Source organism: Stenotrophomonas maltophilia, from assembly GCF_001274595.1.
GTDB lineage: Bacteria > Pseudomonadota > Gammaproteobacteria > Xanthomonadales > Xanthomonadaceae > Stenotrophomonas > Stenotrophomonas forensis.
Genome location: NZ_CP011010.1, coordinates 82,769 through 108,250, shown reverse-complemented (window position 1 = coordinate 108,250; position 25,482 = coordinate 82,769). Strand labels below are relative to the sequence as shown.

At 67.9% G+C, this 25,482-nt stretch carries 19 protein-coding genes; 6 read left to right on the top strand and 13 right to left on the bottom strand.

The features are described from left to right. Positions 1 to 44: 44 nt before the first annotated feature. Both gltB and VN11_RS00450 read left to right on the top strand, forming a co-directional pair. Entirely contained in the window at positions 45 to 4,499 is a 4,455-nt protein-coding gene (gene gltB, locus VN11_RS00455; protein ID WP_053448406.1) for a glutamate synthase large subunit, read from the top strand. Positions 4,500 to 4,560: 61 nt separating this feature from the next. Further along, complete coding sequence (locus VN11_RS00450; RefSeq protein WP_053448405.1) at positions 4,561 to 6,006, top strand: FAD-dependent oxidoreductase; 1,446 nt, start codon at positions 4,561 to 4,563, stop codon at positions 6,004 to 6,006. Here the strand turns inward: VN11_RS00450 and VN11_RS00445 are convergent. After that, entirely contained in the window at positions 5,992 to 8,406 is a 2,415-nt protein-coding gene (locus VN11_RS00445) for an ATP-binding protein (RefSeq protein WP_187299787.1), read from the bottom strand. The two genes, VN11_RS00450 and VN11_RS00445, sit on opposite strands and share 15 nt — an antisense overlap. Before the next feature lie 157 nt (positions 8,407 to 8,563). Between VN11_RS00445 and VN11_RS00440 the strand changes: the two genes are divergently transcribed. Further along, a complete protein-coding gene (locus tag VN11_RS00440) occupies positions 8,564 to 9,430 on the top strand; it encodes a methylglyoxal synthase (RefSeq protein WP_053448404.1) in 867 nt (288 codons plus the stop codon). A 395-nt stretch (positions 9,431 to 9,825) separates the two neighbouring features. Here VN11_RS00440 and VN11_RS00435 read toward each other — a convergent pair whose 3' ends face one another. From VN11_RS00435 to ttcA, 3 genes are read right to left on the bottom strand one after another with little or no spacing between them, the layout of a single operon-like run. Continuing rightward, positions 9,826 to 10,605: a M48 family metallopeptidase gene (locus tag VN11_RS00435; protein ID WP_053448403.1), complete on the bottom strand. Its 780-nt coding sequence runs from the start codon at positions 10,603 to 10,605 to the stop codon at positions 9,826 to 9,828. Positions 10,606 to 10,664: 59 nt separating this feature from the next. Beyond that, positions 10,665 to 11,570 (bottom strand): recombination-associated protein RdgC, encoded by a 906-nt coding sequence (locus VN11_RS00430; protein WP_005411825.1) that lies wholly within the window; start codon positions 11,568 to 11,570, stop codon positions 10,665 to 10,667. Between the two features lie 36 nt (positions 11,571 to 11,606). After that, positions 11,607 to 12,527 carry a tRNA 2-thiocytidine(32) synthetase TtcA gene (gene ttcA / locus VN11_RS00425; protein ID WP_187299786.1) on the bottom strand — a complete coding sequence of 307 codons (921 nt, stop codon included), beginning with the start codon at positions 12,525 to 12,527 and terminating at the stop codon, positions 11,607 to 11,609. Positions 12,528 to 12,618: 91 nt separating this feature from the next. On the opposite strand from ttcA, the gene VN11_RS00420 reads away from it, so the two are divergent. Further along, positions 12,619 to 12,822: a YdcH family protein gene (locus VN11_RS00420; RefSeq protein WP_004153435.1), complete on the top strand. Its 204-nt coding sequence runs from the start codon at positions 12,619 to 12,621 to the stop codon at positions 12,820 to 12,822. Positions 12,823 to 12,940: 118 nt separating this feature from the next. On the opposite strand, the gene plsB is transcribed toward VN11_RS00420, so the two are convergent. From plsB to VN11_RS00395, 5 genes are all read right to left on the bottom strand, one after another. Beyond that, positions 12,941 to 15,577, bottom strand: coding sequence for a glycerol-3-phosphate 1-O-acyltransferase PlsB (gene plsB / locus VN11_RS00415; protein WP_053448401.1), 2,637 nt, complete (start codon positions 15,575 to 15,577; stop codon positions 12,941 to 12,943). After that, a complete protein-coding gene (locus VN11_RS00410; RefSeq protein WP_053448400.1) occupies positions 15,577 to 16,530 on the bottom strand; it encodes a hypothetical protein in 954 nt (317 codons plus the stop codon). The genes plsB and VN11_RS00410 overlap by 1 nt, the downstream gene beginning before the upstream one ends. Before the next feature lie 280 nt (positions 16,531 to 16,810). Further along, positions 16,811 to 17,632, bottom strand: coding sequence for a S1 family peptidase (locus tag VN11_RS00405; RefSeq protein WP_053448399.1), 822 nt, complete (start codon positions 17,630 to 17,632; stop codon positions 16,811 to 16,813). Positions 17,633 to 17,851: 219 nt separating this feature from the next. Then, positions 17,852 to 18,577 carry an orotidine-5'-phosphate decarboxylase gene (pyrF, locus tag VN11_RS00400; RefSeq protein ID WP_053448398.1) on the bottom strand — a complete coding sequence of 242 codons (726 nt, stop codon included), beginning with the start codon at positions 18,575 to 18,577 and terminating at the stop codon, positions 17,852 to 17,854. Then, positions 18,574 to 19,497 carry a 5'-nucleotidase, lipoprotein e(P4) family gene (locus tag VN11_RS00395; RefSeq protein ID WP_053448397.1) on the bottom strand — a complete coding sequence of 308 codons (924 nt, stop codon included), beginning with the start codon at positions 19,495 to 19,497 and terminating at the stop codon, positions 18,574 to 18,576. The genes pyrF and VN11_RS00395 overlap by 4 nt, the downstream gene beginning before the upstream one ends. A gap of 100 nt (positions 19,498 to 19,597) precedes the next feature. On the opposite strand from VN11_RS00395, the gene VN11_RS00390 reads away from it, so the two are divergent. Then, complete coding sequence (locus VN11_RS00390; protein WP_053448396.1) at positions 19,598 to 20,251, top strand: YceH family protein; 654 nt, start codon at positions 19,598 to 19,600, stop codon at positions 20,249 to 20,251. A gap of 78 nt (positions 20,252 to 20,329) precedes the next feature. Here the strand turns inward: VN11_RS00390 and VN11_RS00385 are convergent, their stop codons facing one another. The 4 genes from VN11_RS00385 to VN11_RS00370 all read right to left on the bottom strand — a co-directional run bounded on the left by VN11_RS00385 (position 20,330) and on the right by VN11_RS00370 (position 24,277). Further along, on the bottom strand, positions 20,330 to 20,854 hold the full coding sequence (locus VN11_RS00385; protein WP_053448395.1) for a GNAT family N-acetyltransferase: 525 nt from the start codon (positions 20,852 to 20,854) through the stop codon (positions 20,330 to 20,332). A 91-nt stretch (positions 20,855 to 20,945) separates the two neighbouring features. Next, positions 20,946 to 21,389 carry a DUF3592 domain-containing protein gene (locus VN11_RS00380; RefSeq protein ID WP_187299785.1) on the bottom strand — a complete coding sequence of 148 codons (444 nt, stop codon included), beginning with the start codon at positions 21,387 to 21,389 and terminating at the stop codon, positions 20,946 to 20,948. Positions 21,390 to 21,452: 63 nt separating this feature from the next. Beyond that, positions 21,453 to 22,217: a DUF3592 domain-containing protein gene (locus VN11_RS00375; protein WP_187299784.1), complete on the bottom strand. Its 765-nt coding sequence runs from the start codon at positions 22,215 to 22,217 to the stop codon at positions 21,453 to 21,455. Positions 22,218 to 22,300: 83 nt separating this feature from the next. Next, complete coding sequence (locus VN11_RS00370) at positions 22,301 to 24,277, bottom strand: UvrD-helicase domain-containing protein (protein ID WP_053448392.1); 1,977 nt, start codon at positions 24,275 to 24,277, stop codon at positions 22,301 to 22,303. A gap of 101 nt (positions 24,278 to 24,378) precedes the next feature. Between VN11_RS00370 and VN11_RS00365 the strand changes: the two genes are divergently transcribed. Continuing rightward, the gene (locus VN11_RS00365) at positions 24,379 to 24,999 is read left to right on the top strand and encodes a thymidine kinase (protein WP_008264720.1); all 621 of its coding nucleotides are present in this window, start codon (positions 24,379 to 24,381) and stop codon (positions 24,997 to 24,999) included. Positions 25,000 to 25,482 lie beyond the last annotated feature (483 nt).

The following is a 25,482-nucleotide window of genomic DNA, read 5'->3' as shown; positions in this document are numbered from 1 at the left end:
GGGCTTGAGTGTCCCCGTTCAATTCATTCCGCATCGAGGTAGAGATGGCCCCCCGCAACCGCCAAGGGCTTTACGACCCGCGCTCCGAGCGCGATGCCTGTGGATTTGGCATGGTCGCCCAGCTCGACGATCAACCTTCGCGCCTGTTGGTTGATACCGCCATCGCCGCGCTCTCGCGCATGACCCACCGTGGCGGCGTCGCCGCCGACGGCCTGACCGGCGATGGCTGCGGCCTGCTGCTGCGCCGCCCCGATGCTTTCCTGAAACTGCTGGCCAACGAAGCAGGCATCGTCGTCGCCGCGCGCTTCGCCGCTGGCCTGGTGTTCCTGCCGCACGACGCCGATGCCGCGCAGGCCTGCCGCACCCAGCTGCAGGCGCAGGTGGAAGCCGTGGGCTGCAAGGTGGCCGGCTGGCGTGAGGTGCCCACCGACGACAGCGTCTGTGGCCAGCTGGCGCGCGACACGCTGCCGCGCATCGAACAGGTGTTCGTCGACGCCGGCATCGGCCAGGACGACGCCGGCTTCGCGCTGGCCCTGTTCCTGGCGCGCCGTCGCAGCGAACAGCAGCTGCGCGCGCATGCCGACTTCTACGTCACCACGCTCACCCCGGATGCGATCAGCTACAAGGGCATGGTGCTGCCGGACAAGCTCAGCCGCTTCTACCCGGACCTGCAGCGCCGCGAACTGGCCTCCAGCGCGATCGTGTTCCACCAGCGCTTCTCCACCAACACCCTGCCACGCTGGCCGCTGGCCCACCCGTTCCGGATGCTCGCCCACAACGGCGAGATCAACACCATCGAAGGCAACCGGCGCTGGGCGCAGGCGCGCAGCAAGGTGTGGAAGACGCCGCGCTTCGATATCGGCGAATTCGATCCGGTGATCTCCATGCACGGTTCGGACTCGCAGAGCCTGGACAACATGCTGGAGTTGATGGTCGCCGGGGGCATGGAGCTGATCCAGGCGCTGCGCATCCTGGTGCCACCGGCCACCCAATCGCTGGAGTTCAAGGACCCGGACCTGGCCGCGTTCTACGAGTTCCATGGCCTCAACAGCGAGCCGTGGGACGGCCCGGCCGGCATCGTCGCCTGCGACAGCCGCTATGCCGTATGCACCCTCGACCGCAACGGCCTGCGCCCGGCGCGCTGGATGCTGACCGCCGACCGCCACTTCCTGGTCGCCTCCGAAGCCGGCGTGTGGGAAGTGCCGACCGAGCGCGTGGTGCGCAAGGGCAAGCTCGGCCCGGGCGAGATGATCGCCATCGACCTCAAGCGCGGCGACCTGCTCGATTCGGAAGCCATCGACCGCATCAACCGCGGCCGCGCACCGTACAAGCAGTGGCTGCAGCAGGGCGTCACCTACCTGCAGACCGAACTGATCGACCCGTCACTGGTGGAAGAGCCCTTCGACGAAGGTACCCTGCGCAGCTATCACAAGCTGTACCAGCTCAGCAGCGAGGAAGTGGAGCAGGTGCTGCGGCCGCTGGCCGAGACCGAACAGGAAGCTACCGGCTCGATGGGCGATGACACGCCGATGGCGGTGCTCAGCCAGCGCAGCCGTCCGCTCTACGACTACTTCCGCCAGGCCTTCGCCCAGGTCACCAACCCGCCGATCGACCCGCTGCGCGAAGACTGCGCGATGTCCCTGTCCACCCAGCTCGGCAAGGAGACCAACATCTTCCATGCCGGCCCGGAGACGGTGAACCACGTCATCCTCAATTCGCCGGTGCTCAGCCAGCGCAAGCTGCGCCAGCTGCTGAAGATGGAGCAGTACGTGCAGGCCAACCGCCTGCTCGACCTGTCCTACAGCGAGGACGAAGGCCTGCGTGCCGGTATCGAGCGCATCTGTGCCGAGGCCGAGCAGGCCGCGCGCGACGGCATGGTGATGCTGCTGCTGTCCGACCGCTACCCGGTGGCCGGGCGGCCGATGGTGCACGCCCTGCTGGCCACCAGCGCCATCCACCACCACCTCTCGCGGCTGGGCCTGCGCTGCGACGTGAATCTTATCGTCGAGACCGGCACCGCGCGCGACCCGCACCACATGGCCTGCCTGCTCGGCTTTGGTGCCACCGCGGTGTACCCGTACCTGGCCTACCAGACCCTGTTCGACCTCGGCCGCCGCGGCATCCTCAAGCTCAGCAAGGGCGGCGAGCAGTCGCAGATCGGCCGCCGCTACCGCAAGGGCGTCTACAAGGGCCTGTCGAAGATCATCTCGAAGATGGGCATCTGCACCGTGGCCAGCTACCGCGGCGCGCAGCTGTTCGAGATCATCGGCCTGGAACCGGAGGTGGTCGACCTGTGCTTCCCCGATACCGCCTCGCGCATCGGTGGCGCCGGTTTCGCGCGCCTGGATGCCGACGCGTGCGAGCTGTGCGCGCAGGCCTGGGACGCGCAGCAGGACGTGGATGTCGGCGGCCTGCTGAAGTACGTGCACGGCGGCGAGTACCACATGTACAACCCGGACGTGGTGACCACCCTGCAGCGCGCGGCGCGCAGTGGCGATCCGCGTGCCTGGCAGCAGTACTGCGATGCCGTGCATGCACGGCCGCCGTCGGCACTGCGCGACCTGCTGCAGCTGGTGCCGGCCGCCACGCCCACGCCGCTCGATGAAGTGGCACCGGCCAGCGAACTGTTCCCGCGCTTCGATACCGCAGCGATCAGCCTCGGTGCGCTGTCACCGGAAGCGCATGAGGCGCTGGCGATTGCCATGAACCGCCTCGGTGGGCGCAGCAATTCCGGCGAAGGCGGCGAGGACCCGGCCCGCTACGGCACGCCGCGGCGCAGCAAGATCAAGCAGGTGGCCTCGGGGCGATTCGGCGTCACCGCCGAATACCTGGTCAACGCCGAGGTGCTGCAGATCAAGGTCGCGCAGGGTGCCAAGCCCGGCGAAGGCGGCCAGCTGCCCGGCCACAAGGTCAACGAACTGATCGCGCGCCTGCGCTATGCGCGCCCCGGCATCGGCCTGATCTCGCCGCCGCCGCACCACGACATCTATTCCATCGAAGACCTGGCGCAGCTGATCTACGACCTCAAGCAGGTCAACCCGACCGCGCTGGTGTCGGTGAAGCTGGTCAGCCACGCCGGCGTGGGTACGATCGCGGCCGGCGTGGTCAAGGCCGGCGCGGACCTGATCACCATCTCCGGCCATGACGGCGGCACCGGCGCCTCGCCGGTCAGCTCGATCCGCTATGCCGGCGTGCCGTGGGAACTGGGCGTGGCCGAAGCGCACCAGGCGCTGCTGGCCAACGACCTGCGCGGGCGCACCCTGCTGCAGACCGATGGTGGCCTGAAAACCGGCCTGGACGTGGTAAAGGCCGCGCTGCTGGGTGCGGACAGCTTCGGCTTCGGCACCGCGCCGATGATCGTGCTGGGCTGCAAGTACCTGCGTATCTGCCACCTCAACAACTGCGCCACCGGCGTGGCCACCCAGGACGAGCGCCTGCGCGAGAACCATTTCACTGGCCAGCCCGAGCGCGTGGAGAACTTCTTCCGCCTGCTGGCCGAGGAAGTGCGTGGCTGGCTGTCGTACCTGGGTGCGCGTTCGCTGGAGGAAATCGTCGGCCGCACCGACCTGCTGCGGCAGATCGAGGCCGCGCCGCGCGATGGCGTGCGCGTGGACCTGTCGCGCCTGCTGGCCGATGCCCGTTACGAAGGCAGCCACTGCGCCGCGCAGCGCCTGTACGAATCGCCGGACAGCCTGGCCACGCAGATGGATGGCCTGCTGGCCCCGGCCATCGAGCACAAGCGCGGTGGCGAACACCGGTTCCTGATCCACAACACCGACCGCAGCATCGGCACCCGCCTGGCCGGTGCGGTGGCCCGCGCGCATGGCAACCAGGGCATGGCCGAAGCACCGCTGGAGCTGCGCTTCCGTGGCAGTGCCGGGCAGAGCTTCGGCGCCTTCAATGTCGGCGGCCTGCACCTGGAAGTGGAAGGCGAGGCCAACGACTACGTCGGCAAGGGCATGGCCGGCGGCCGCCTGGTGGTGCGACCGCCGCGCGGCGCGCGCTTCGAGGCACGCAGCACCGCCATCATCGGCAACACCTGCCTGTACGGCGCCACCGGAGGCGAACTGTTCGCGGCTGGGCGTGCCGGCGAGCGCTTCGCGGTGCGCAATTCCGGCGCGCTGGCGGTGGTGGAAGGTGCCGGTGACCACTGCTGCGAATACATGACCGACGGCGTGGTGCTGGTGCTGGGCAAGGTCGGCCTGAACTTCGGCGCTGGCTTCACCGGTGGCCTGGCCTATGTGCTGGACGTGGACCGCGATTTCGTCGATCGCTACAACCACGAGCTGATCGACATCCACCGCGTGTCGGCCGAGGGCTTCGAGAACTATCGCCAGCACCTGCATCGCCTGATCGGCCGCCACCGCGAGCTGACCGGCAGCATCTGGGCGCAGCAGATCCTCGACGAGTTCCGCGATTACATCGGCAAGTTCTGGCTGGTCAAACCCAAGGCCGCCAGCATCGAGTCGCTGACTGAAACCCTGCGCCGCGCCGCGTGATTTTGCCCGGTAGTGCCGGCCGCTGGCCGGCAACGTCCCCCCTCGCATTCCAGAGCCAGCCATGAGCCGCAAGCACGCCTTCCAGTTCCTCGACCTGCCCCGCACCATGCCGCAGCGCATCCCGGTGGAACTGCGCACCTCCGGCGACTGGGGCGAGCTGTACGGCAAGTTCGGCAAGGAAGACGCCCAGTACCAGGCCGGACGCTGCCTGGACTGCGGCAACCCGTACTGCAGCTGGAAGTGCCCGGTGCACAACGCCATCCCGCAGTGGCTGCAGCTGGTGCAGGAAAACCGCATCCACGAGGCGGCCACGCTGTGCCACAGCACCAACCCGCTGCCGGAAGTGTGCGGCCGCGTCTGCCCGCAGGACCGCCTGTGCGAAGGCAGCTGCACGCTGGAGGAATTCGGCGCGGTGACCATCGGTGCGGTGGAGAAGTACATCGTCGATACCGCCCTGGCCAGCGGCTGGCGCCCCGACCTGGGCGCGGTGCAGCCCACCGGCCAGAGTGTTGCGGTGATCGGTGCCGGCCCGGCCGGCCTGGCCTGTGCCGACCGCCTGGCGCGCGCCGGCATCACCGCCGTGGTCTACGACCGCTACGAACAGATCGGCGGCCTGCTGCAGTTCGGCATTCCCAGCTTCAAGCTGGACAAGGACGTGATCCACCGCCGCCGCGAAGTACTGGAAGGCATGGGCGTGCAGTTCCGCCTGGGCGTGGAGATCGGCCGCGATGTCAGTGTGCAGCAGCTGCTGGACAGCCACGATGCGGTGTTCGTCGGCACCGGGGCCTACCGCTACACCGATGGCGGCCTGGACGGCCAGGACCTGAAGGGCGTGCTGCCGGCGCTGCCGTTCCTGGTGCAGAACAGCCGCATCGTCGGCGGCGATGATCCGAAGGGCCGGCCGATTGCCGGCTGGGAGGACACCATCGCCCTGCCCGATCTGAACGGCAAGCGCGTGGTGGTGCTCGGCGGCGGCGATACCGGCATGGACTGCGTGCGCAGCGCGGTGCGGCTGGGCGCGGCCAAGGTCACCTGCGCCTACCGCCGCGACGAGGCCAACATGCCCGGCAGCGCGCGCGAAGTGGCCAACGCGCGCGAGGAGGGCGTGCGTTTCCTGTTCAACCGCCAGCCGCTGTCGATCGAAGCCGGTGCCGATGATGAAGTGATCGGCGTGACCGTGGTCGAGACCCGCCTGGGCGAACCCGATGCCAATGGCCGCCAGAACGCGGTGCCGATCGAGGGCAGCGAATCGCTGCTGGAAGCCGACGTGGTGATCATCGCCTTCGGCTTCTCGCCGACGCTGCCGGCGTGGTTGTCCGAGCACGGCGTGGAAGGCCGGTCGAACGGCCGCATCGTGGCCGGTGGCAAGGACCGCCTGCCGTTCCAGACCGCGCATCCACGCCTGTTCGCCGGCGGCGATGCGGTGCGTGGCGCCGACCTGGTGGTGACCGCCGTGGCCGAAGGCCGCGACGCTGCCGCCAGCATCGTGCGCCTACTGGCGGGCTGAGTCCGGTACCAGCAGTACGGCCAGCAGCGCGTGCAGCGACGGCGCTTCCACCGGCTTGGCCAGGAAATGCTCGATGCCGGCGTCGCGGCAGGCCTCGCGTGTCCTGTCCAGCACGCTGGCGGTGAGCGCGATGATCGGAACCCGCGCACGGGCTGCACAGGCATCGGCGCGGATCGCGCGCGCCAGCGTGAATCCGTCCATCTCAGGCATGTGGCAGTCGGTGATCACCAGATCGAACGACCACGCCTGCCAGGCCTCGAGAGCCTTGCGACCATCCGTGCAGGCATGCACATGCAGCCCCAGGCCGCGCAGGCGCTGCTCCAGCAGGTGCAGGTTGGTGGGATGGTCTTCGGCCACCAGCACCCAGGCGGACGGCAGCGCCGGCACCGTCGCGGCCGGCGGCGGTGATGCCTCCACAGGCCGCTCGCAGGCCGCCAGGTCCAGCTCCATCCACACCGTCGTGCCCTCGCCGGGCCTGCTGCGCAGCTGCAGTTCGGCGCCCATCGACGCCGCCAGTTCGCGGCAGATCGCCAGGCCCAGGCCACTTCCGCCGAAGCGGCGCGTCGTCGACGTCTCGGCCTGGGTGTAGGCGGCGAACACCGCCTGCTGCCGTTCCGGACTGATGCCCACACCGCTGTCGCTCACCTGCAGGCGCAGCCGCTGGCCATCCTCCAAGTGCTGCAGCACCCGCACCTGCAGGTCCACGCTCCCGTGCTCGGTGAACTTCAGCGCGTTGCCGGCAAGATTGAACAGGATCTGGCGCAGGCGCAGGCCATCAGCAAGCAGCCCGGCCTGCAACGCCGGATCGAGTTCGATGCGCAGATGCAGGCCCCGGCTGGCCGCAACAGGCATCAGCAGCTGCTGCACTGCCCGCAGCATCGCCGCCAGATCGGTCGGCCGCAGCTGCAATGGCGCAGGCTGCAGGCGCTGGCTGTGCAGCACATCGTCGAGGATCTGCCGCAGCATCCTCGCCGCATCGCCCACCGTGGCAAGCACCTGCTGCTGGCGCGCATCCAGGTCGCTGTCGGCCAACCGTTCCAGCATCCCCAGCAGGGTGCTCATCGGCGTACGGATCTCGTGGCTCATCGTCGCCAGGAAGTGGGTCTTGGCCAACGCCACCTGCTCGGCCTCGCCTCTGGCCTGTGCCAGCGCAAGGGTGCGCGACTGCACTTCGCTGACATCCATCCAGTAACCACTCCACTCGACGACGCCGCCACCACGCGGCAGCGGTCGTCCATGCGAATGCACCCAACGCCAGCCCTGCGGCGACTGCGTCCGGAAGAGGACATCGATCGGCTCGCGCGCCAGCGCGGCCGCATCGACCGCTTCCGTGAGCCGCGCATGATCGTCGGGGTGGACCGCGGCCAGCAGACGCCGATGATCGATCAGCGCGGTCTCGACGCTGATCCCGAACAGCGCATGTACATCCCCTGCGATCTGCGGAATGCTGTAGTGGCCTTCTGCCGAGCGACGCGCCTGGAACACCACCGCCGGCAGATTCGAGGTCACCTCCTGCAGCCGCTGGGCGGCCACGCGGCGTCGCTCGCTTTCGCGGTGCACGCGCCAATAGCCGAACGCGTACACCAGCGCGAGCGCCAGCAGGATCAGCGAGGCCGGCACCAGCCAGTGCAGTGCTGAAAGTGACGACTGGCTTCGCGGCACCGCCGGCAACCAGGCCGCACGCATTGCCTGGCGTCGCGCGCCAGTCAAACTGGACACGGCCTGCTCGAACTCATCGATGACGCCCGCACAGTCGGGTACCGTGGCCAGCACCAGCGCATCGTCGAAGCCGGCCGGTGCAGCGATGACCAGTGGATCTCCCCGGTAGCGCCGCAGGGCGGCCTCGACCTCACCGAGATTGGCGATCACCGCATCGACCAGGCCGGTGCCCAGCAGCGAGAGCGCGTCATCGAGCGGTGCCGGGGGAAGCAGCTGTGCGCCGGGTGCCTGTTCGGCCAGCAGCGCGGCCAACGGCTCGGGGTCCGGACTGGCCACGGTGCGCCCGCGCAGCGCCGCCATTCCCAGCACCGGCGGCGCATCCCGGCGCCGTACGATCACCTGCGGCAGCTGCAGGAAGGGGGCACTGGCCACCCAGCCCGGGGGCAGCTGCGAACGTGGCCAGCCCAGCAGGGCCTGGATGTTGCCGGGCACCCTGCCCTCGACCACCGCGACGGCCGGCAGCGGCTGCGGCAGCAACGGGCGCTGTGCAGCCAGCAATGCCAGGTAGTCCGCGCCGGGTCCGCTCGCCTGTCCATGCACATTGGCGGACAACGGCGCGCGGTCGGATGGCCAGGCGATGCGCAGCGGCGAGCCGCAACGTGCGGCAGAGGCAGTGGCTGGCAGCAGCAGGCATGCCATGACGGCAGCGGCGGGAAACCCAACGACGTTCACGGCAGGCATCCTCATTCGCCGGCGGGAGAAACGGCCGCACAGCGGTACCGCTGCCTGCCACGCTAGCGGCGTGTCAGCAGGCGGCAATGAAGAAAGTTGCAAATGCATCCGGCAGGGCTAATGCCGACATACACTGCCGCATTCACCCGTACCTGCGGAGCTCTCGATGCGCATCGGCCTGGCTGCCAACCGTCTCCACCACCACGACGCGCGGGCGGCCCTGTTCCGCTGGTTGCGTGCCAGTGAGTCCGGACTGCGCGAACTCGGCGTATCGCTGCACGCGGTCGGCCGCACCCATGACGCGATCGGGCGGCAGGGATTCCTGGCCGGGTACGACGGCCTGCACCGCTATCCCTACGGACGCGAAGGCGGCCTGATGAAGCTGGTGGCCGAGGTGGTCGGCATGGGCCCGGAGCGGACGCTGGATGGTGCGATCTATCTGATCGACCCGGTCGATCCGTCGTCCGTGTTTCCGGAAGCCACTGCACTGAAGCGACAGTGCGTGATCCACGGCAAGCCGTTCATTTCGACCGTGGCCACTGCGCGCGACTGGGTGGAGGTGGAGCGTATCCATGCAGGCCTGGATGCAGATGCCGGCGCCGATGACCTGCACGGCTTCGAAGGGCAGACGTTGGCGCTGATCGCCCACGATGCGATGAAGCCGGCGATGCTGGCCTTCGCCGACGAGCATTTCGCGGTACTGGCGCGATTCGGCGAACGCGTGGCGACGGGTACCACCGGGCAGCGCTTGAATGAACTGGCCTGGAGCCGCGGCTGGCCCAGTGACACGCCCTGGGTGACGCGCTACCAGAGCGGCCCGATGGGCGGTGATGCGCAGATTGCCGACCGCGTACTGGAAGGCCGCTGCCAGCGCGCGATCTTCTTCGAGGACCCGCATGTGGCGCGCCAGCACGAGGCGGACATCCAGCTGCTGGAGCGGGCGGTGACCACGGTGACCGACCAGGCGGTGTGCATCACCGCGCCGCGGGTGGCGGCACGCTGGGCGACGGCGGCGGCGCTGCGGGCGGGATGATGGAGGTTTCGGCCAACGGCTGAGCCCCTCGTGGCTGGCGGTATCTGAAGGCAAAGCCGTGCTTGGCCGGGCGGGTGAGCCATGCAGGGGACGCTGCAAGTACGTCCCTGTAAGCTCGATGGCGCCATCCATGGCGCCAACGCCCCTGCATGGCTCACCCGCCCGGCCTCAGACAGTTTCCGTGCGTGCCGAGCCACGGAAGAAAGAAAGAAGAGCAGGAGCCGGTCGCGCGCTCTTCTGTAGAGCCGAAGGTAGCGGCAGGAGCCGCTGCCAACGTCGCTTGCGACGGCCCGAAGGGTGCCGGTCAGGACGACCGGCATCGCCATGCTCGGCTGCTCTTCAACGTGATGACTGGAACCCCGCGCTGCGCGCGTTAGCCGAGCATCGGCCCGGCTCTACAACAGCTGGCGCAGCATGGCCTTCAGTCTGCGCCCTTCCAGTTGGAAGTAGTCGCGCTGTTCGCGCCAGGCGGGGAAGCGCTGTTCCACTTCATGCCAGAACGCGGGCGAGTGGTTCGGCTGGATCAGGTGGCAGAGTTCGTGCACCAGCACGTACTCGAACGCGTCGGATCGGCCCAGCACCAGCGCAAGGTCCAGCGCCATGCTGCCGTCCGGCGCCAGCGAGCCCCATTGCGAGGACATCACCTTCAGCCGCAGGCGGCTGGGTGCGCGTGGCAGGGAGGGCAGGTACTTCGGCAGCCAGCGGCCGACGTCGGCACGGGTCTGGGCTTCGTAGAACTCGCGCAGCAGGCGGCGCAGGGTGGCATCACCGCCACGGCTCGGCCATTGCACGCAGGCGCCGTGCTCGTCGATCTCCAGGCGCGCATAGCGACCTTCCTGCCAGCGCAGCGGCAACAGTTCGCCGCGCAACGGCAGCACACCGTCTTCGCCGGGCTGCAGCGGCGCCGGCAGGCCGTGCCCCTGGTACTGGCGCAGCTGCAGCGCCAGCCAGTCGCGGTGCTGTTCCAGGAAGCGTTCGCCCATCACCAGGCTTGCCCGCGGCGGCAGGGTCAGGCGCGCGCCGCGCTCGTCCACGCTCAGTTTGATGCGCCGCGCACGCGGGTCGCGCACGCGCAGCACCTCGATCTCGGCATCCTCCAGGCGCAGGCGGACAGTGTCACGCTGCACGGTGGCGGGCGGAGCGGGGGAGATCAGGCGGCGCAACAGGCGGCTCATGGCGCCAGCATAGCGCCGCTTCGGGCCGCTGGATGACCGGCGGCCCACGCAGTGCCTGTTCAGTCAGCCTTGCTGAGCTTGAAGGCTTCTTCCAGCAACAGGAACAGGCGGCGGATCTCGGCGCTCTGCAGGGCGAAGCGGGCGTCGAATTCGGCGCGGCGGCCGTCTTCGTCGGCATGTTCCAGCTGGTCCAGGGCGCCGTCGAGGAACTTCAGCTTGCGCACGATCAGGTCGTCGCCGATCACGAACGACAGGTTGTCTTCGAAGATCAGCGCCAGCTTGGTCACCTGCTTGCCGGCGTCCAGGTGCTTGTCGATTTCGTCGCAGCGCAGTTCCTGGTGCTGGCACTTGACCACCGCACCGCCCTCCACCGGGTCCTTCATCTCGCACTCTTCGCCCAGGCTCAGCCCGGTCGGCAGCGGCTCGCCGGCAATCCAGCCGGTCAGGATCGAGCGCGGCGCGACTTCGGCGTTCAGCGGCATCGCCGGGAAGCTGCCGAGCAGGCCGCGGATGTCGGACATGAAGTATTCGCCGGTCTTGCGGCTGGAGGTATCCACCGCGACATAACCGTGCTGCAGGTCGATGAAGGCGTCATTGCGCGAAGACTTCACAAAGGCGCGCGGCAGCAGTTCATGCAGCAGGTCGTCCTTCATGCGCTTGCGCTCGCGCCCGCCCGGGCGACGGCCTTCCTTTTCCTCGATCTCCTCCAGCTTGCGCTCGAGCAGGTCGTTGACCACCGCCGCCGGCAGGATCTTGTCCTCACCGCCCACGGTCAGCCACAGATGTTCGGCGATGCGGTGGGAGAGCAGTTCCTTCTCCTCGCGGCCGAACGGCGAGATGAAGCCGCGCGAATTCATTTCCAGCGCGCCGACCGGCTTCAGCAGGGCGTGCGGCAGCAGGGTGTCGACTTCGGAAAAATCGGTGGTGGTCGGGAAACGGAAGAACGTCAGGTTGCGAAAGAACATGGAATTCCGGATGGCAAAGAGGAAGGGCGACCGACCTTAAACGGTGGGCGTCTCGGGATCTGCGTCGGCGTCGGCCGGGGAGCCGGCCAGCCAGGCATGGGCGTCGGGCAGCGGCGCGTCGTCGCGACGGCCCAGCGCCATGAAGTCGAACAGGGTGGTATCGGCCAGCTGCGAGGGCCGCACTTCGCCCATGGCACGCGCGATCTGCTCGATGCGGCCCGGGTGGTCCTTCTCCCATTGCCTGAGCATCAGGCCGACCTGGCGGCGCTGCAGGTTCTCCTGGCTGCCGCACAGGTTGCAGGGAATGATCGGGAACTGGCGTGCCTGCGCGTACTCGACGATGTCGCTCTCGCGCACGTACGCCAGCGGCCGGATCACCACGTGCCTGCCGTCATCGCTGCGCAGCTTCGGCGGCATGCCCGACAGCTTGGCGTGGTGGAACAGGTTCATGAAGAACGTGGCCACCATGTCGTCGCGGTGATGGCCCAGCGCGATCTTGGTGAAGCCGTGGGTCTCGGCGTAGTTGTACAGCGCGCCACGACGCAGGCGCGAGCACAGCGAACACATGGTCTTGCCTTCCGGAATGACCCGGCTGACCACCGAATAGGTGTCCTGCTCGATGATGTGGTACGGCACGCCCAGCCCGGCCAGGTACTCCGGCAGCACGTGCTCGGGGAAGTCCGGCTGCTTCTGGTCCAGGTTCACCGCCACCAGCTCGAACGGCACCGGCGCCTTCTTCTGCAGCTGCAGCAGTACGTCCAGCAGGGTGTAGCTGTCCTTGCCGCCGGACAGGCAGACCATGACCTTGTCGCCGGCCTCGATCATGCCGAAGTCGGCAATCGCCTCGCCCACCTGGCGGCGCAGGCGCTTGGCCAGCTTGTGCTGCTCGCGCTCGGCCACGCGCGGATCGCGGGCGGCGCGGGGCGGGGGGTCGGGAAGGGAGATCACGGCACTCATGGGCTCCATTCTAACGGCTCGGAGCCGCCGCAGCCGGGCTGCGGGGCTCCCCTCTCCCGGCAGTCATCATCGCTGTGTATGCTCGGAGGCTGTGGACACCTACAGCCCCGCCGAGATCGTCGAGCACCTCGCCGCCCTGCGCGCCGAGCACCGCCTGCTGGATGAACAGATCACCCGCATGGCCGCCAACGGCGAGGACGAGCTGGAGTCCAAGCGCCTGAAGCGTCGCAAGCTGCAGCTGAAGGACTGCATCGCCAGGCTGGAAAGCCTGCAGATTCCCGACGAACCGGCCTGACGCCGGGTTCGGGTGGGGGCCAACCCTGGTTGGCCTGCTGCTCTGGTGGGTGCCAACCTTGGTTGGCACGACTGGAATGTGTGTGGACCAAGGTCCACACCCACCACAAGGATTCAGTTCAATCCTGCGGCGCAGCCTCGTCCGGGCGTGCCGCTTCCGGGCTGACCCGTTCGATGGTGTGGCGCAGCTCGCGGCCGAGGATGAACTTGGCATCCTTGGCCCAGGCATCCAGGCGTTCGTCGAACAGCAGCTTGCTGTTCTCGTCCGGCCACACCAGCCGCAGTTCGCGCAGCTTCTGGATGAAGCCGCGGAACAGGGACTTGTCGAAGAACTCCGGTGCCGCCGGTGCATACAGCAGGCTCAGCCGCTGCGCCGCCTGCTGGCACAGGCTTTCCAGCTCGGCCGCGCCAAGGACGCCGGGGCCGTTCTTCACCAGCACCGAAATGGCGATGTAGTAGCGCTCGAACGCCTGCTGCAGCGAATGGCCGATCGCACGCAGGCGGAACACTTCGTCGGTCTGCCCGGTGTTGCGCGCCAGGATGCCGCCGTCGTCATCGTTGACGTTCTGCAGCAGGCCCTCGCGCACGAACACATCGATGGTCCGGTCGATACGCTGGGCGAACTCGTCCTCGCTCCACGGCAGGAACAGCTCGGCCTGCAGGAACGGGTACACCGTGCGGCCCAGCTGGACCAGCCCGGTACGGCTCATGCGGCGGTTGTTCTGGAAGCAGCAGGCCACCCACGACGAGGCGGTGAACAGGTGCACCACGTTGTTGCGGAAGTAGCTCAGCAGCACCGCGGTATCGCCGCTGACGCTGAGCACGTCGCCCAGCGGGTGCTTGATGCGGGTGAGGACGTTGATTTCCTCGGCGTGGGCGATGATCCGCTCCGGCGAGTGCGGAGTCACCGTCACCCGGTCCGAATACGGCATCTCGACCAGCAGCGTCTTGCACAGCTCGATCTGCGCGATCAGGTCGGCCTCGCCCATTGCATGCTTGGGCGTGGACAGCAGGGCCAGCGCCAGCAGGTTGATCGGGTTGACGTCGGCGGCACCGTTGATGCGCACCTGGATGCGCTCGGCCAGCGTGTCCACCGTGGTCGACAGCCAGGCCGGCTTCTCGTCCTCGGACACCGCCTCGCCTTTCCACTCCGGCGCCTTCTCGGCCAGCACGTCGTTCAGCGCGATCGGCTCGCCGAAGTTCACCACCACCTGACCATAGTTCTGCTTGAGCACCTTGGGGATGCCCCACAGCAGCGACCAGATCGATTCCTTTTCCTTCGGCCGGCCGGACAGTTCGTCCAGGTAGCTGCCGCCTTCCATCAGTTTCTCGTAGCCGATGTAGATGGGCTGGAACAGCACCGGCTTGCGCGGCTGGCGCAGGAACGCGCGCAGCGTCATCGAGATCATGCCGCCCTTGGGCTGCAGCAGGCGACCGGTACGCGAGCGGCCGCCTTCGACGAAGTACTCCAGCGAGTAGCCACCGGCCACCAGCTGCGCGACGTATTCGCTGAGCACCGCCGAGTACAGCGCGTTGCCACGGATCGAGCGGCGGATGAAGAACGCGCCACCCTTGCGCAGCAGGGTGCCGACCACCGGCAGGTTCAGGTTGATGCCGGCCACGATGTGCGGCGGCACGATGCCGCGGTCGTACAGCAGGTAGGACAGCAGCAGGTAGTCCATGTGACTGCGGTGGCTGGGCACGTACACCACTTCGTGGCCCGGCGCGGCCGCCTTGAACTTGTCCAGGTGGTGCACCAGCACGCCGGCATAGATCCGGTTCCACACGTGGCTGAGCATGAAGCTGGCCGAGCGCACCACCGGGCTGGAATAGTCCGCGGCGATTTCCCAGGCGTAGGCGTGCGCCTTCTTCCAGGCATCGGCCGGCTTCGAATTGTCGCGCTTGGCCTGCGCGGCGATCGCCTCGCGCACCGGTTCGGCCGCCAGCACCTGGTCGACCAGCAGGCGCCGCGTCGACAGGTCGGGGCCGATCACCGATTCACGGATGCGGCGGAAATGGGTGCGCAGCACGCGCTGCAGCTTGCGCACCGTGCGCTCCGGCTCCAGGCCTTCGTCCACGGTGCTGCGCAGCGAGATCGGCGGGGCGAAGCGGACGATGGTGCTGCGGCCGTTGAGCAGCACCGCCAGCAGGCGGCGGAAGCGGCCGACCAGTGCCCAGTTTTCCGAGAACAGCACGGCGAACCAGCCGCTCTGCTTGTCCGGCGCGCGGCCGACGAAGATCGACACCGGCACCAGGTGCACGTCCAGGTCATCGCGCACGCGATGTGCCTGCAGCACCTTGGCCAGCGAATCGGAGTGGGTCTTGGCGCCACGCTGCTCGGGGATCAGCGAATTGCTGGAGCTGCGTCGCGACAGCGCCAGGTAGGCGCGCTTGCGGCCGGTCGGGTCACCGGCCAGCGGCACCAGCGGCGACGGCAGCCCGGCCTGGCGGCAGGCCTTGTCCAGGATCAGCGCATTCGACAGGCCGTAGTCTTCCAGCACATACATGACCGGGCGGCCATCGTTGTACTGGCCGGGGTCTTCCGGTTCGATCTTCAGCGACAGCCACGGCTCGACCAGGCGACCGAGGAGGCGCGCCCACAGCGGGCGGCGGCCGGCCGAACGCGCGTGCGCGGGCGGCGGTACCGGGTTCGGGCCGGTACCGGTCGAGGGGGACGCCGGCACCGTATCGGCGGGCGTCGACGGGGATTCTTCGCCGGGGAACGGCAGCGGGTTCTGTTTCGACATCGGCGCCATTATGGCTTAGGCGGTGGCGTTGCCGCTTCCCCGCCCTCGGCGGGTACTTCGGCCGGGGCCGGCGCCGCGTCGGCACGGGCCGCGTCGGCCTTGCGCAACAGCGCGTCGGTGTCGGCCAGGGTGCGGGTCAGGTACCAGTGGCCCTCGCGCCGGCTCAGCGGCAGCTGCAGGCTCATCTCGCGGCCCGCCAGGTCGTAGTGCAGGCGCACCAGCGCGTTGTCACCTTCCACCGACAGCAGTTCGCCTCGCACACTGCGCAGGGCTTCATCCACGCCCAGCCCGTAGCTGCCCAGCACGGCCTTGAGGGTATGGATGAACGGTGCCAGCTGCTGCAGGCTGCCTTCCATGCCCGCGGCCTGCAGGCCGGCCTCGTCATCGAAGCCAACCTTGCCGGCCGCACCGACCAGCGCGGCGATGGTGCTGCGCGCACGCGCGCGGTCGCTGATCGGTGCGCCCTGCGCCCAGACCGCCAGGGTCTCGACCAGGGCGATGTAGTGCGCCTGCTGACCGGGGGTGTAGCCCTTCTGGTGGCGCAGGTACTGCACGCCGAAGTTGCCCATCGACTGTGCGGCCTGGCGCACCGCACCGGCCTGGCCGGCCAGCTGGCGGTCGAAGCTGCGCTGCAGTTCGGTACTGGCATTGGGCTTGCGCAGGGCGGCCAGCATCGGCAGCAGCTGGTCACCCAACGGCAGCTCGGTCAGCGGCCACTGGCTGTGGCCCTCGGTCCAGGCCTGCTGCAGGCGCTGGTACTGGCTGGGCGGCACCGACAGCCTGGCGTAACCGACCAGATCGTCTTCGGCCAGCCGCAACGCCATCGCCTGCACCGCAGCCACCGGCTCGGCCGCCGGCTTGACCGGGGCGTTGCCAGACTCGCGGCACGCCGCCACGGCCAGCAGCAGCATGGCCGCCAGCCCCCATCCACGCGCAGACCTTCCTCGCACCGCCACGCTCATGCATTCGGACTCCCCGGACCGGTCCGCATCTTGCGGCCTGCGACGTGACAGCGGCAAGCCGGGCCGTCACGGTTTCCGCCAACGGCGATACAAGTGATTGAAAACCATAAAAAAAGAGCCGGGATCACGGGGATCACAGGCTCTTCAAGCCGGCACGGGGCCGGAGGACAGTGTTGTGGCACATGTCCGGTCCAGGGACCGGATGGCGGCGATCCTACGCTGCCCTGCAAGTTAAGGCAACACTTCACGTAATACGATATATCTATTTGATTTTATTGAATCAATCACGCTGCCAGACAGCCTCAATGAAATCTACGGCGTGTTTTTCGGCGATTCGGGCATAAACGCCGGGATAGCCGGCCAGCGCGCAGCCCTCGCCCCAGCTGACCACGCCGAACTGGGTCCAGCCCTCGCGCAGTCGCAGCAGCAGCGGACCGCCGGAATCGCCCTGGCAGCTGTCGATGCCCTCGCGGCCGGCACAGATCACCTTGCCGCTCGACAGCTCACCGCCGTAGGCCTGCTGGCATTCGTTGAACGGTACGAACGGCACCTGCACCGTCTGCAGCTGGGTGGGATAGACACGGCCATCGCCGATGTCGGTGTCGCCCCAGCCGATCACGGTGAACTCGCGTCCTGGCTTGAGATAGCTCGCATCGGGCCGCAGCCGCAGGGCGACCGGCTGCGCATCGGACAGCGGCGCGCTGAGCTGGATCAGGGCGACGTCGTGCTCCAGCGAATTGCCGCTGTTGAAGGCGGGATGGACGTGGATCGCCTTGACGTTGGAGCTGCGCGACGCGGTCTCTGTGGAGAGCGTGGTCTGTCCTCCCAGTACCGCCAGGCCGGTCGGTTGTTCGCCCTGCAGGCAGTGGGCGGCGGTGAGTACCCACGAAGGAGAAATGAGCGTTCCGCCGCAGAAATGGCGGTCATGGTCCGAGTCGCCGTCGAAGACGCCCTGGATGCTGACCATGAACGGGTACTCGCCCGGTTGGGCGGCTTCGCCGCCGATGATGCGCGGTACCTCACGCGCCTGCGGTGCGGCGATGACGGGTGCGGCGGACGCGGCCAACAGCAGGCCGATGAACAAAGAGGTGCTGCGATACATGATCCCTGTACTCCTCTATCGATGGTTGGAACCGGCGCGGCCGCGGTCCGTGCCGGTGCATCGATTGGGAAGCAGTGATGATCCCCACAGGGCGAACGCGCGCACAGTTTCCGCGCCTTGTGCTGCCTGCGTCAGTGGCGGCCGCACAAATGCGAACGCCATCGCGCACGGGTCGCGATGGCGTTCGTAGTGCCGGTGTGACCGGCGTATGCCGAAGGCTCAGCGTGCAGCCAGAGCCGACGCGATTTCCTGCTGGATCGCCCGTGCGGCCGACTGCGGATCGGCCGCCAGGCGGATCGGGCGGCCGACCACGATGGCATCGGCGCCATCGGCGAAGGCCTGGGCCACGCCCACGGTGCGCTTCTGGTCATCGCCGACCGGGCCGCCGGGGCGGATGCCCGGGCAGACAATCGAGAACCCGGCACCGGTGGCGGCACGGATCGGCGCAGCTTCCTGGCCCGACGCGATCACGCCATCGATGCCCGCCGCCTGGGCGGCCAGCGCGCGCTCGACCACCACGTCCACCGGCTCGCGGTCGATGCCCATCTGCGCCAGGTCCGGGCGGCCCATCGAAGTCAGCACGGTCACCGCCAGCAGGCGCATGTCGCTGCTGTTGGCGGCCGCGCAGGCCTCCATCATCGCTGGATGCCAGCCGTGGATGGTGGCGTAGCTGACCGGCCACTGCGACAACCGCTTGATCACCGCCGCGGCGGTGGCCGGGATGTCGAAGAACTTCAGGTCGACGAACACCCGCTTGTCGCGCCGGGCCAGTTCGTCGAGCACCTGGAAGTACTCGCCGGAGGCGAGCAGTTCCATGCCGATCTTGTAGAACGCCACGCTGTCGCCGAGGCGATCCACCCACTCCAGTGCCTGCACGCGGTCGGGCACGTCCAGCGCGAAGATCAGGCGCTCGTCATCGCGCAGCGGCAGTGGCGCGCGGCTCACGGTGCGTAGTCCAGGGCGGCGCGCTTGGCGTCGTGGCGGGCCTGGCGCGACTGGCTGTAGTCGTTGTTGAACTGCGCCGGCTCGAAGCCGCCGTAGGTCGGGTTCGGCAGCATCCACCAACGCTCGCCGAACCAGTCGTGGTACTGCTGCAGCAGCGCGTCACGGCCGTCGTTGGTGTTGGCGGTCACTTCCACGAAGTCACCCAGCTGGTCGCCGAACTGCATCAGCACGCGGTACTGCTGCCCGGCCAGGCGGCGGCGGCAGTTCTTCTCGCTGCCGTTCTGCTCGCAACCCGGCACCACGGTGCCCAGGCCGAGGAACACGCTGTCGTCGGCCACCGGCAGGCCCTGCTCGCGCAGGTTGGCCAGGGTCGCGTCCTTCAGGTGCACGGCGCGGTTGGAGATGTACAGCAGGGTCACGCCCTTGGCGTTGGCGGCCTTGGCGAAATCGACCACGCCGGGAATGGCCTTGGCCTTCTTCTCGGCCACCCACTGGTCCCAGGTCAGCTCGTCGTACTCCTTGCCGTCGCGCACCAGGCGCGCCTGGTAGGGCGAGTTGTCCAGCACGGTCTCATCCACGTCCAGTACCACGGCCGGCTTCAGGCCCTTGGCCTCGTTGCCGCGCTCCTCCGGCACCAGTGCGTCCCAGTGGGCTTCCTTCAGCGCTGCGTCCAGGTGGTCGGCGGCGGCACGGTAGGTCTGCTCGGTGATCGCTTTGTATTCCTGCGCGCGCTGCATCCACAGCACGGCATTGAGATTGTCGTTGGCGGTGGCATCAAGCGCACCCTCCGCCTTGGCAGCGGCGGCCGGGGCCTCCGGGGCAGTGGCTTCGGCGGCAGGCGCATCCACGCGCTTGCAGGCAGACAGGCCCAGCGCCGCGGTGGCGAGCAGGGTCAGGGACAGGGAAACGGGACGACGCATGGGTTCACCGGCAATCAGATATACCGGCGCATTTTACCGGCAAAGCCGCCGCCGGGACGGCTATGCTTGGCGGTTGACCCGTTGCCCTTCCGGAGGCGCCATGACCGATTCCGCCCAGACCCCCGACGTTCCCCTGCTCGACGCCGTGCAGGCCCGCCTGCTGGGCTGCCTGGTGGAAAAGGAGGCGACCACCCCGGACACCTACCCGCTGACGGTCAATGCCGCGCAGTCGGCGGCCAACCAGAAGACCGCCCGCGAGCCGGTGATGAACGTCGACGCCGGCAGCGTGCAGCACGCCCTGCGCCAGCTGGAGACGATGGGCCTGGCCCGCCAGCACTTCTCCTCACGGGCTGACCGCTACGAGCACCGCCTCCAGGCCGCGCTGGACCTGACCCGGCAGCAGACCGTGCTGCTGGCGTTGTTGCTGCTGCGTGGGCCGCAGACGCTGGGCGAGCTGGTGACGCGCAGCGAACGCCTGCACCGCTTCGCCGACACCGACGAAGCCCGCCACGCCATCGAGCGCCTGCAGCAGCGCGCGCTGCTGCTAGTGCTGCCGCGTGCCAGCGGCCAGCGCGAAGACCGCTACATGCACCTGCTGTGTGGCGAGGTGGACGGCGCGGCGCTGGCGGCCAAGTACGCCAGCAGCGGCGGTGGCGGCGAGGCCACCGACCCGGGCCTGGCCGAGCGCGTGGCCCAGCTGGAAGCGGCCGTGGCCGAACTGCAGGCGCAGCTGGCCGAACTGCGCGGCACTTGAGGGGGTGGGTGCCGACCGGTGGTCGGCACTGCATTTGAATCGTGCCGACCAACGGTCGGCACCCACCACGGCGCGGGGTCAGACCTGCGCCGCGCCCGGCGTGGCATACAGCCGGCTCGGGCTGTCCACGCCCGGCAGCTGGATCACCCCGCGTTCCTGCATGCCCAGGCCCAGCAGGATCTTCCCGGACGCCACGTTGTCCAGATCGGTGATGCCATACAGATCGTGCAGGCCCAGTTCGCCACGCGCGTAGGCGAACACCGCCCGCGCCGCCTCACCGGCATAGCCCTGCCCGGCGAATTCCGAAAGCACCGCATAGCCGATATCCGGCCCCGGCAGGCCATCGCGCCGCACCAGCCCGGCATTGCCCAGCCAGGCACCATCGGCCAGCCGCTCGATGGCGTACATGCCGAACCCGTTCAACGCATAGCTGTGCAGCACGCGCAGCGAAATGTACTCGCGCGCCTGCTCTTCGCTGCGCACGTTGCGGTCGCCGATGAAACGCAGGAAGCCCGGATCGTTGAGCAGTGCCAGCATCGGCGCAGCATCCCGGTCTGGTTCCAGGCGGCGCAGCCGCAGGCGTTTGCTTTCGATGGGTTGCATGGGTGGGCTCCGGAAGGAATACCTCGATTTTGCAACGCCAGCGCCCGCCGTGCAGCACGCTCAGGCCAAGTGGGCCACTACGATGCTCAGCCTAGCCACATGCCCCGTCACGCGGGCCGAACAGGATCGGCCAGTAGCGCACGCACAGGCGATGGACGCATGCGGCGATCAGGCAGAACCCCATGCCCATCAGCGCCAACAGCAGCGGTGCGCCCCAGCGCAATCCCGGGTGCTGGATACGAGCCTTGGAAGGCATGCCGCCGGGATATAGCACCTGTACCTGTTCGCCGACCACGTACAGTGGTGCCCCGGTAGCAAAGGACGCGGTGAACTGAATCATCTGCCCCTGTCCGGTCTGGAACCTCACCACCGGGCGATGCAGGGTGATGTCACGTGCGGGCATCCCCTCCATTTCCGACCGGGCATCCTCTGCCTGGACGGCCACCACCGTTCCGGTTACGGAAACGGCCTTGCGCGCGAAACGCTGGACGTCCACGAACAGCCAGGCGGCGGCCAGAAGGATCAGCAGGCCCACGGCAAAGAAAAACAGCAAAAAACATCTGAGGAGGGTGGGTATGGTGCTGGCCGGGTTGATCGATCAGCGTGCAGGTGCCGGCGCTGATCGAATGAAGGAGGTATCGACATGGTAGTAGCGCGGATTGCCCGGCATGACATGGACATCCAGTTCACGCCCACTCACCTGTGCACGGGGATCGGCCCAGAGATACGCACTGTGGAAGACATGCCATCGAGTGGTTTCAGGATCGCGCCAGGCGCAGACGATGACGAACGGATGCTTTCCCCCCGAAAATACTCCGCGATCGCGCTTGATCGCCCGGACCTTGGCTTGCACCCGTGTCCCGTGGCGAAGGAGCTGCCTGCGCCGCCATGCCCTCGCCGCCTGCGGCAGGCGCAGAAGTCCCGCCGCCAGCAGGAATGGGCCGCTGTTCAATCCCAGTATGACGCTCAGGCCCCAGGGTGATGAGAGCGAACGCACCAGGGCCTTGTCCGGGCGGTCCGGCAGGTACAGCACATCTACATGATCGCCCGTCATGTAGGCACGATGGCGGGTACGACCTGCGATGAACCGCATCACTTGCCCGCTGCTGGTAGTGAAGTCCACCGAGTACACGAACTTCACCACTGAAGTGCGCGAACCACCGCGATCAACACGGATGGCACCCACATGGGTGATCCTGCCATCGGCAATGACCGCCCCATCGAGGAAGCGCCTGGCACCAACGTAGGCCAGAAGCGCTGAAACAAGCAGGACCAGGCCCAGCCCGAGGAAGGTATGAGTGAGAACAGCAGGGATGTCGTTGGACACTATGAAGGACACGGCGCGCACTTCGGGTGCGCTCACACTAGGCCTCAACCCGATGCAGGCTCAAGGCCAGAAGCGTCAATCGGACGGATTGGAATACCAATTTAGTGGCTTTTCGATCCTCAATCGAACAGCGCCTCGATCGCCGCCAACCCCGCCGTTGCGCGCTCCTTCTTCCGCGCCGCATCGGCCACCGGATCCGCACCATCGCGCTGGATCTCCTCGGCCGGAATCTCCTCGAAGAACCGGCTCGGCTTCAGCCGCACGTGCTCGCCGAACTTGCGCGTCAGCTTGCTGTAGCTCATCCACAGCTGGATCTTGGCCCGGGTGATGCCCACGTACAGCAGGCGTCGTTCTTCCTGCAGGTTGCCCTCGTCCAGGCTGACCTGGTGCGGCAGCACGCCGTCCTCGCAGCCGACGATGAACACGTACGGGAATTCCAGGCCCTTGGAAGCATGCATGGTCATCATCCGCACCTGGTTGCCGCCCTCGTCCTTGTCGCTGCGCGACAGCAGCGCCAGCTGTCCGGCCAGGTCGGCGGCGGTGGCACCGCGCGGGCCGCCCTCGAACCACTGCGCCAGTTCCTCGATGTTGTTGGCGCGGCGCTGGTAGCTGGCCTCCTCCTTGGCCTGCTGGCGCAGCTCGCTGAGCAGGCCGGATTCCTTGGCGACCTTGCGGATCATGTCGCCGGAGGTGACCTGCCGGGTCTGCGCACGCAGGTCGCGCAGGATGTCGGTGAAGCGGGCCAGGCTGTTGGCGGCACGCGGCGGCAGCTGCTGCAGGGCACCGATCGCCTCGGCGGCCTGCGCCATCGGCATGTCCTTTTCCTGTGCCAGTTCGGCCAGCTTGGCCAGCGTGCCGGCGCCGACGTCGCGCTTGGGCGACTGCACCGCGCGCATGAACGCGGTGTCGTCGTCCGGGTTCACCAGCAGGCGCAGCCAGGCCAGCGTGTCCTTCACTTCCTGGCGCTCCAGGAACATGGTGCCGCCGGTCAGGTGGTACGGGATGCGCAGCAGCTGCATCGCCTTTTCCAACGGACGCGACTGGAAGTTGCCGCGGAACAGGATGCAGAAATCACTCCACGGCACATTGCGCGACTGCGCCACGAAGGCGATCTCGGCCGCGACCTTTTCGGCTTCGTGCTCGCTGTTGCGGCATTCCCACACGCGGATGCGCTCGCCGTCGGCCTGGTCGCTCCACAGCTTCTTCAGGTGCTCGTGCGGGTTGTTGGCGATCAGCGCGTTGGCCGCGCGCAGCACGCGGTTGGAGCAACGGTAGTTCTGCTCCAGCTTGATGATCTCCAGCGCGGGGTAATCGCGCCCCATCTGCTGCAGGTTTTCCGGGTTGGCGCCGCGCCAGGCGTAGATCGACTGGTCATCGTCACCCACGCAGGTAAAGTTGCCTTTGTCGCCGGCCAGCTGCTTGAGCAGGCGGTACTGCGCGTCGTTGGTGTCCTGGCATTCGTCCACCAGCAGGTAGCCGATGCGCTCGCGCCAGGCCAGCGCGATCTCCGGGTTCTCTTCCAGGATCTGCACCGGCAGGCGGATCAGGTCGTCGAAGTCGACCGCATTGAACGCGGTCAGGCGCAGCTGGTAGCGCTCGTAGACGCTGGCCGCTTCCTTCTCGCGGTTGCTGCGTGCGGCGGCCATCGCCTGCTCGGGCGACAGGCCGGCGTTCTTCGCGCGCGACACCAGGTTCTTCATGTCCTCGATGTCGTCGGGCTTGGCCCCGTACATCAGGTCCTTGATCTGCGCAGCGGCATCGTCGGCATCGAAGATCGAGAAGCCGCGCTTCAGGCCCACCGCAGCGTGCTCGATCTGCAGGAACTTCAGGCCCAGCGCATGGAAGGTACAGATCGTCACCTCGTCGGCATCCTGCTCGCGCAGGCGCTTGGCCACGCGCTCGCGCATTTCCTTGGCCGACTTGTTGGTGAAGGTGATCGCCGCGATGCGCCGGGCCGGGTAGCGGCCACAGCCGATCAGGTGGGCGATCTTTTCCACGATCACGCGGGTCTTGCCACTGCCCGCGCCGGCGAGCACCAGCAACGGACCTTCGATGTGCAGGACGGCGGCGGCTTGGGGGGGATTGAGACCGTGCATGGGGACAGGATTGTAGCGGGGCCGGGTGACGACCACAGCCGGCCGCCGGTGGGGTTGCTGAACGGCTTCGGCGGACTGGGGCTGCGGCGTACAATCCGTCGATGGCCAAGCTCTACTTCTACTATTCGGCGATGAACGCCGGCAAGACCACCACCCTGCTGCAGAGCGCACACAACTACCGCGAGCGCGGCATGCGGGTGGCGATCCTGACCCCGCGCCTGGACGATCGTGCCGGCGCCGGCGTGGTCGCTTCGCGCATCGGCCTGCGCGCCGATGGCATGGCCTTCGACCGCGATACCGACCTGCAGCGCTGGGTCGAGCAGGATCTGGCGGCGAACGGGCCGATGGGCTGCGTGCTGGTGGATGAGGCGCAGTTCCTGACCCGCGCCCAGGTCTGGCAGCTCAGCGAGGTGGTCGACCAGCTGCGCATTCCGGTGCTCTGCTACGGCCTGCGCACCGATTTCCGCGGCGAGCTGTTCGAAGGCAGCCAGTACCTGCTGGCCTGGGCCGACGAGATGCAGGAGATCAAGACCATCTGCCACAGCGGCAAGAAGGCCACGATGACCGTGCGCGTGGACGAGCATGGCCACGCGGTACAGGATGGCCCGCAGGTGGAGATCGGCGGCAATGACCGCTACGTGTCGGTCAGCCGCGCCGAATTCAAAAAGATCACCCGCGGTGAAGGGCGGATCGACCCGGCGCAAGCGCCGCTGCCGTTGTAAGGGGTGTTCGGCAGGGCTGCGCCCTGCACCTGCGGTAGTGCCGGCCGCTGGCCGGCAACAGCAACAGCAACAGCGAAAGCTGGCATTCCGTGGGATGGCGGGGCGGTGTGGGATTGCAGGACACGCCGTAAACCCGTCCCTGGGGGCTCGATGGCGCCATCCATGGCGCCAACGGTCCTGCAAGCCCACACCGCCCCACCTCTGACAGATCCCCGCGACTGTTGGTAGGTGTCGACCTTGGTCGACACATCTGTCAGATATCGAATGAAATTCCGGGGTCAGATCCGTTTTCCTTCGGAAAACGGATCTGACCCCACGAGCTGTTCCAACAGATCGCGCAAAACTGTCGAAGGCGGGGTGGGTCCGGTTGAGGGGGCGTGAGCGCCATGGATGGCGCGACCGAGGCTACATGGACGTATTTACGCCGTCCCCCTCAACCGGACCCACCCCGCCATCCCACGGAATGCCCGCTTTTGACGTTGA

What these genes read in the sequence shown, in the direction of transcription:
- VN11_RS00370 (WP_053448392.1), bottom strand. Translation starts at nt 24,277, where the DNA reads ATGCACGGTCTCAATCCCCCCCAAGCCGCCGCCGTCCTGCACATCGAA.
- gltB (WP_053448406.1), top strand. Translation starts at nt 45, where the DNA reads ATGGCCCCCCGCAACCGCCAAGGGCTTTACGACCCGCGCTCCGAGCGC.
- VN11_RS00430 (WP_005411825.1), bottom strand. Translation starts at nt 11,570, where the DNA reads ATGTTCTTTCGCAACCTGACGTTCTTCCGTTTCCCGACCACCACCGAT.
- VN11_RS00450 (WP_053448405.1), top strand. Translation starts at nt 4,561, where the DNA reads ATGAGCCGCAAGCACGCCTTCCAGTTCCTCGACCTGCCCCGCACCATG.
- VN11_RS00385 (WP_053448395.1), bottom strand. Translation starts at nt 20,854, where the DNA reads ATGCAACCCATCGAAAGCAAACGCCTGCGGCTGCGCCGCCTGGAACCA.
- VN11_RS00435 (WP_053448403.1), bottom strand. Translation starts at nt 10,605, where the DNA reads ATGAGCCGCCTGTTGCGCCGCCTGATCTCCCCCGCTCCGCCCGCCACC.
- plsB (WP_053448401.1), bottom strand. Translation starts at nt 15,577, where the DNA reads ATGGCGCCGATGTCGAAACAGAACCCGCTGCCGTTCCCCGGCGAAGAA.
- VN11_RS00390 (WP_053448396.1), top strand. Translation starts at nt 19,598, where the DNA reads ATGACCGATTCCGCCCAGACCCCCGACGTTCCCCTGCTCGACGCCGTG.
- ttcA (WP_187299786.1), bottom strand. Translation starts at nt 12,527, where the DNA reads ATGAGTGCCGTGATCTCCCTTCCCGACCCCCCGCCCCGCGCCGCCCGC.
- VN11_RS00405 (WP_053448399.1), bottom strand. Translation starts at nt 17,632, where the DNA reads ATGTATCGCAGCACCTCTTTGTTCATCGGCCTGCTGTTGGCCGCGTCC.
- VN11_RS00410 (WP_053448400.1), bottom strand. Translation starts at nt 16,530, where the DNA reads ATGAGCGTGGCGGTGCGAGGAAGGTCTGCGCGTGGATGGGGGCTGGCG.
- VN11_RS00440 (WP_053448404.1), top strand. Translation starts at nt 8,564, where the DNA reads ATGCGCATCGGCCTGGCTGCCAACCGTCTCCACCACCACGACGCGCGG.
- VN11_RS00395 (WP_053448397.1), bottom strand. Translation starts at nt 19,497, where the DNA reads ATGCGTCGTCCCGTTTCCCTGTCCCTGACCCTGCTCGCCACCGCGGCG.
- VN11_RS00445 (WP_187299787.1), bottom strand. Translation starts at nt 8,406, where the DNA reads ATGCCTGCCGTGAACGTCGTTGGGTTTCCCGCCGCTGCCGTCATGGCA.
- VN11_RS00365 (WP_008264720.1), top strand. Translation starts at nt 24,379, where the DNA reads ATGGCCAAGCTCTACTTCTACTATTCGGCGATGAACGCCGGCAAGACC.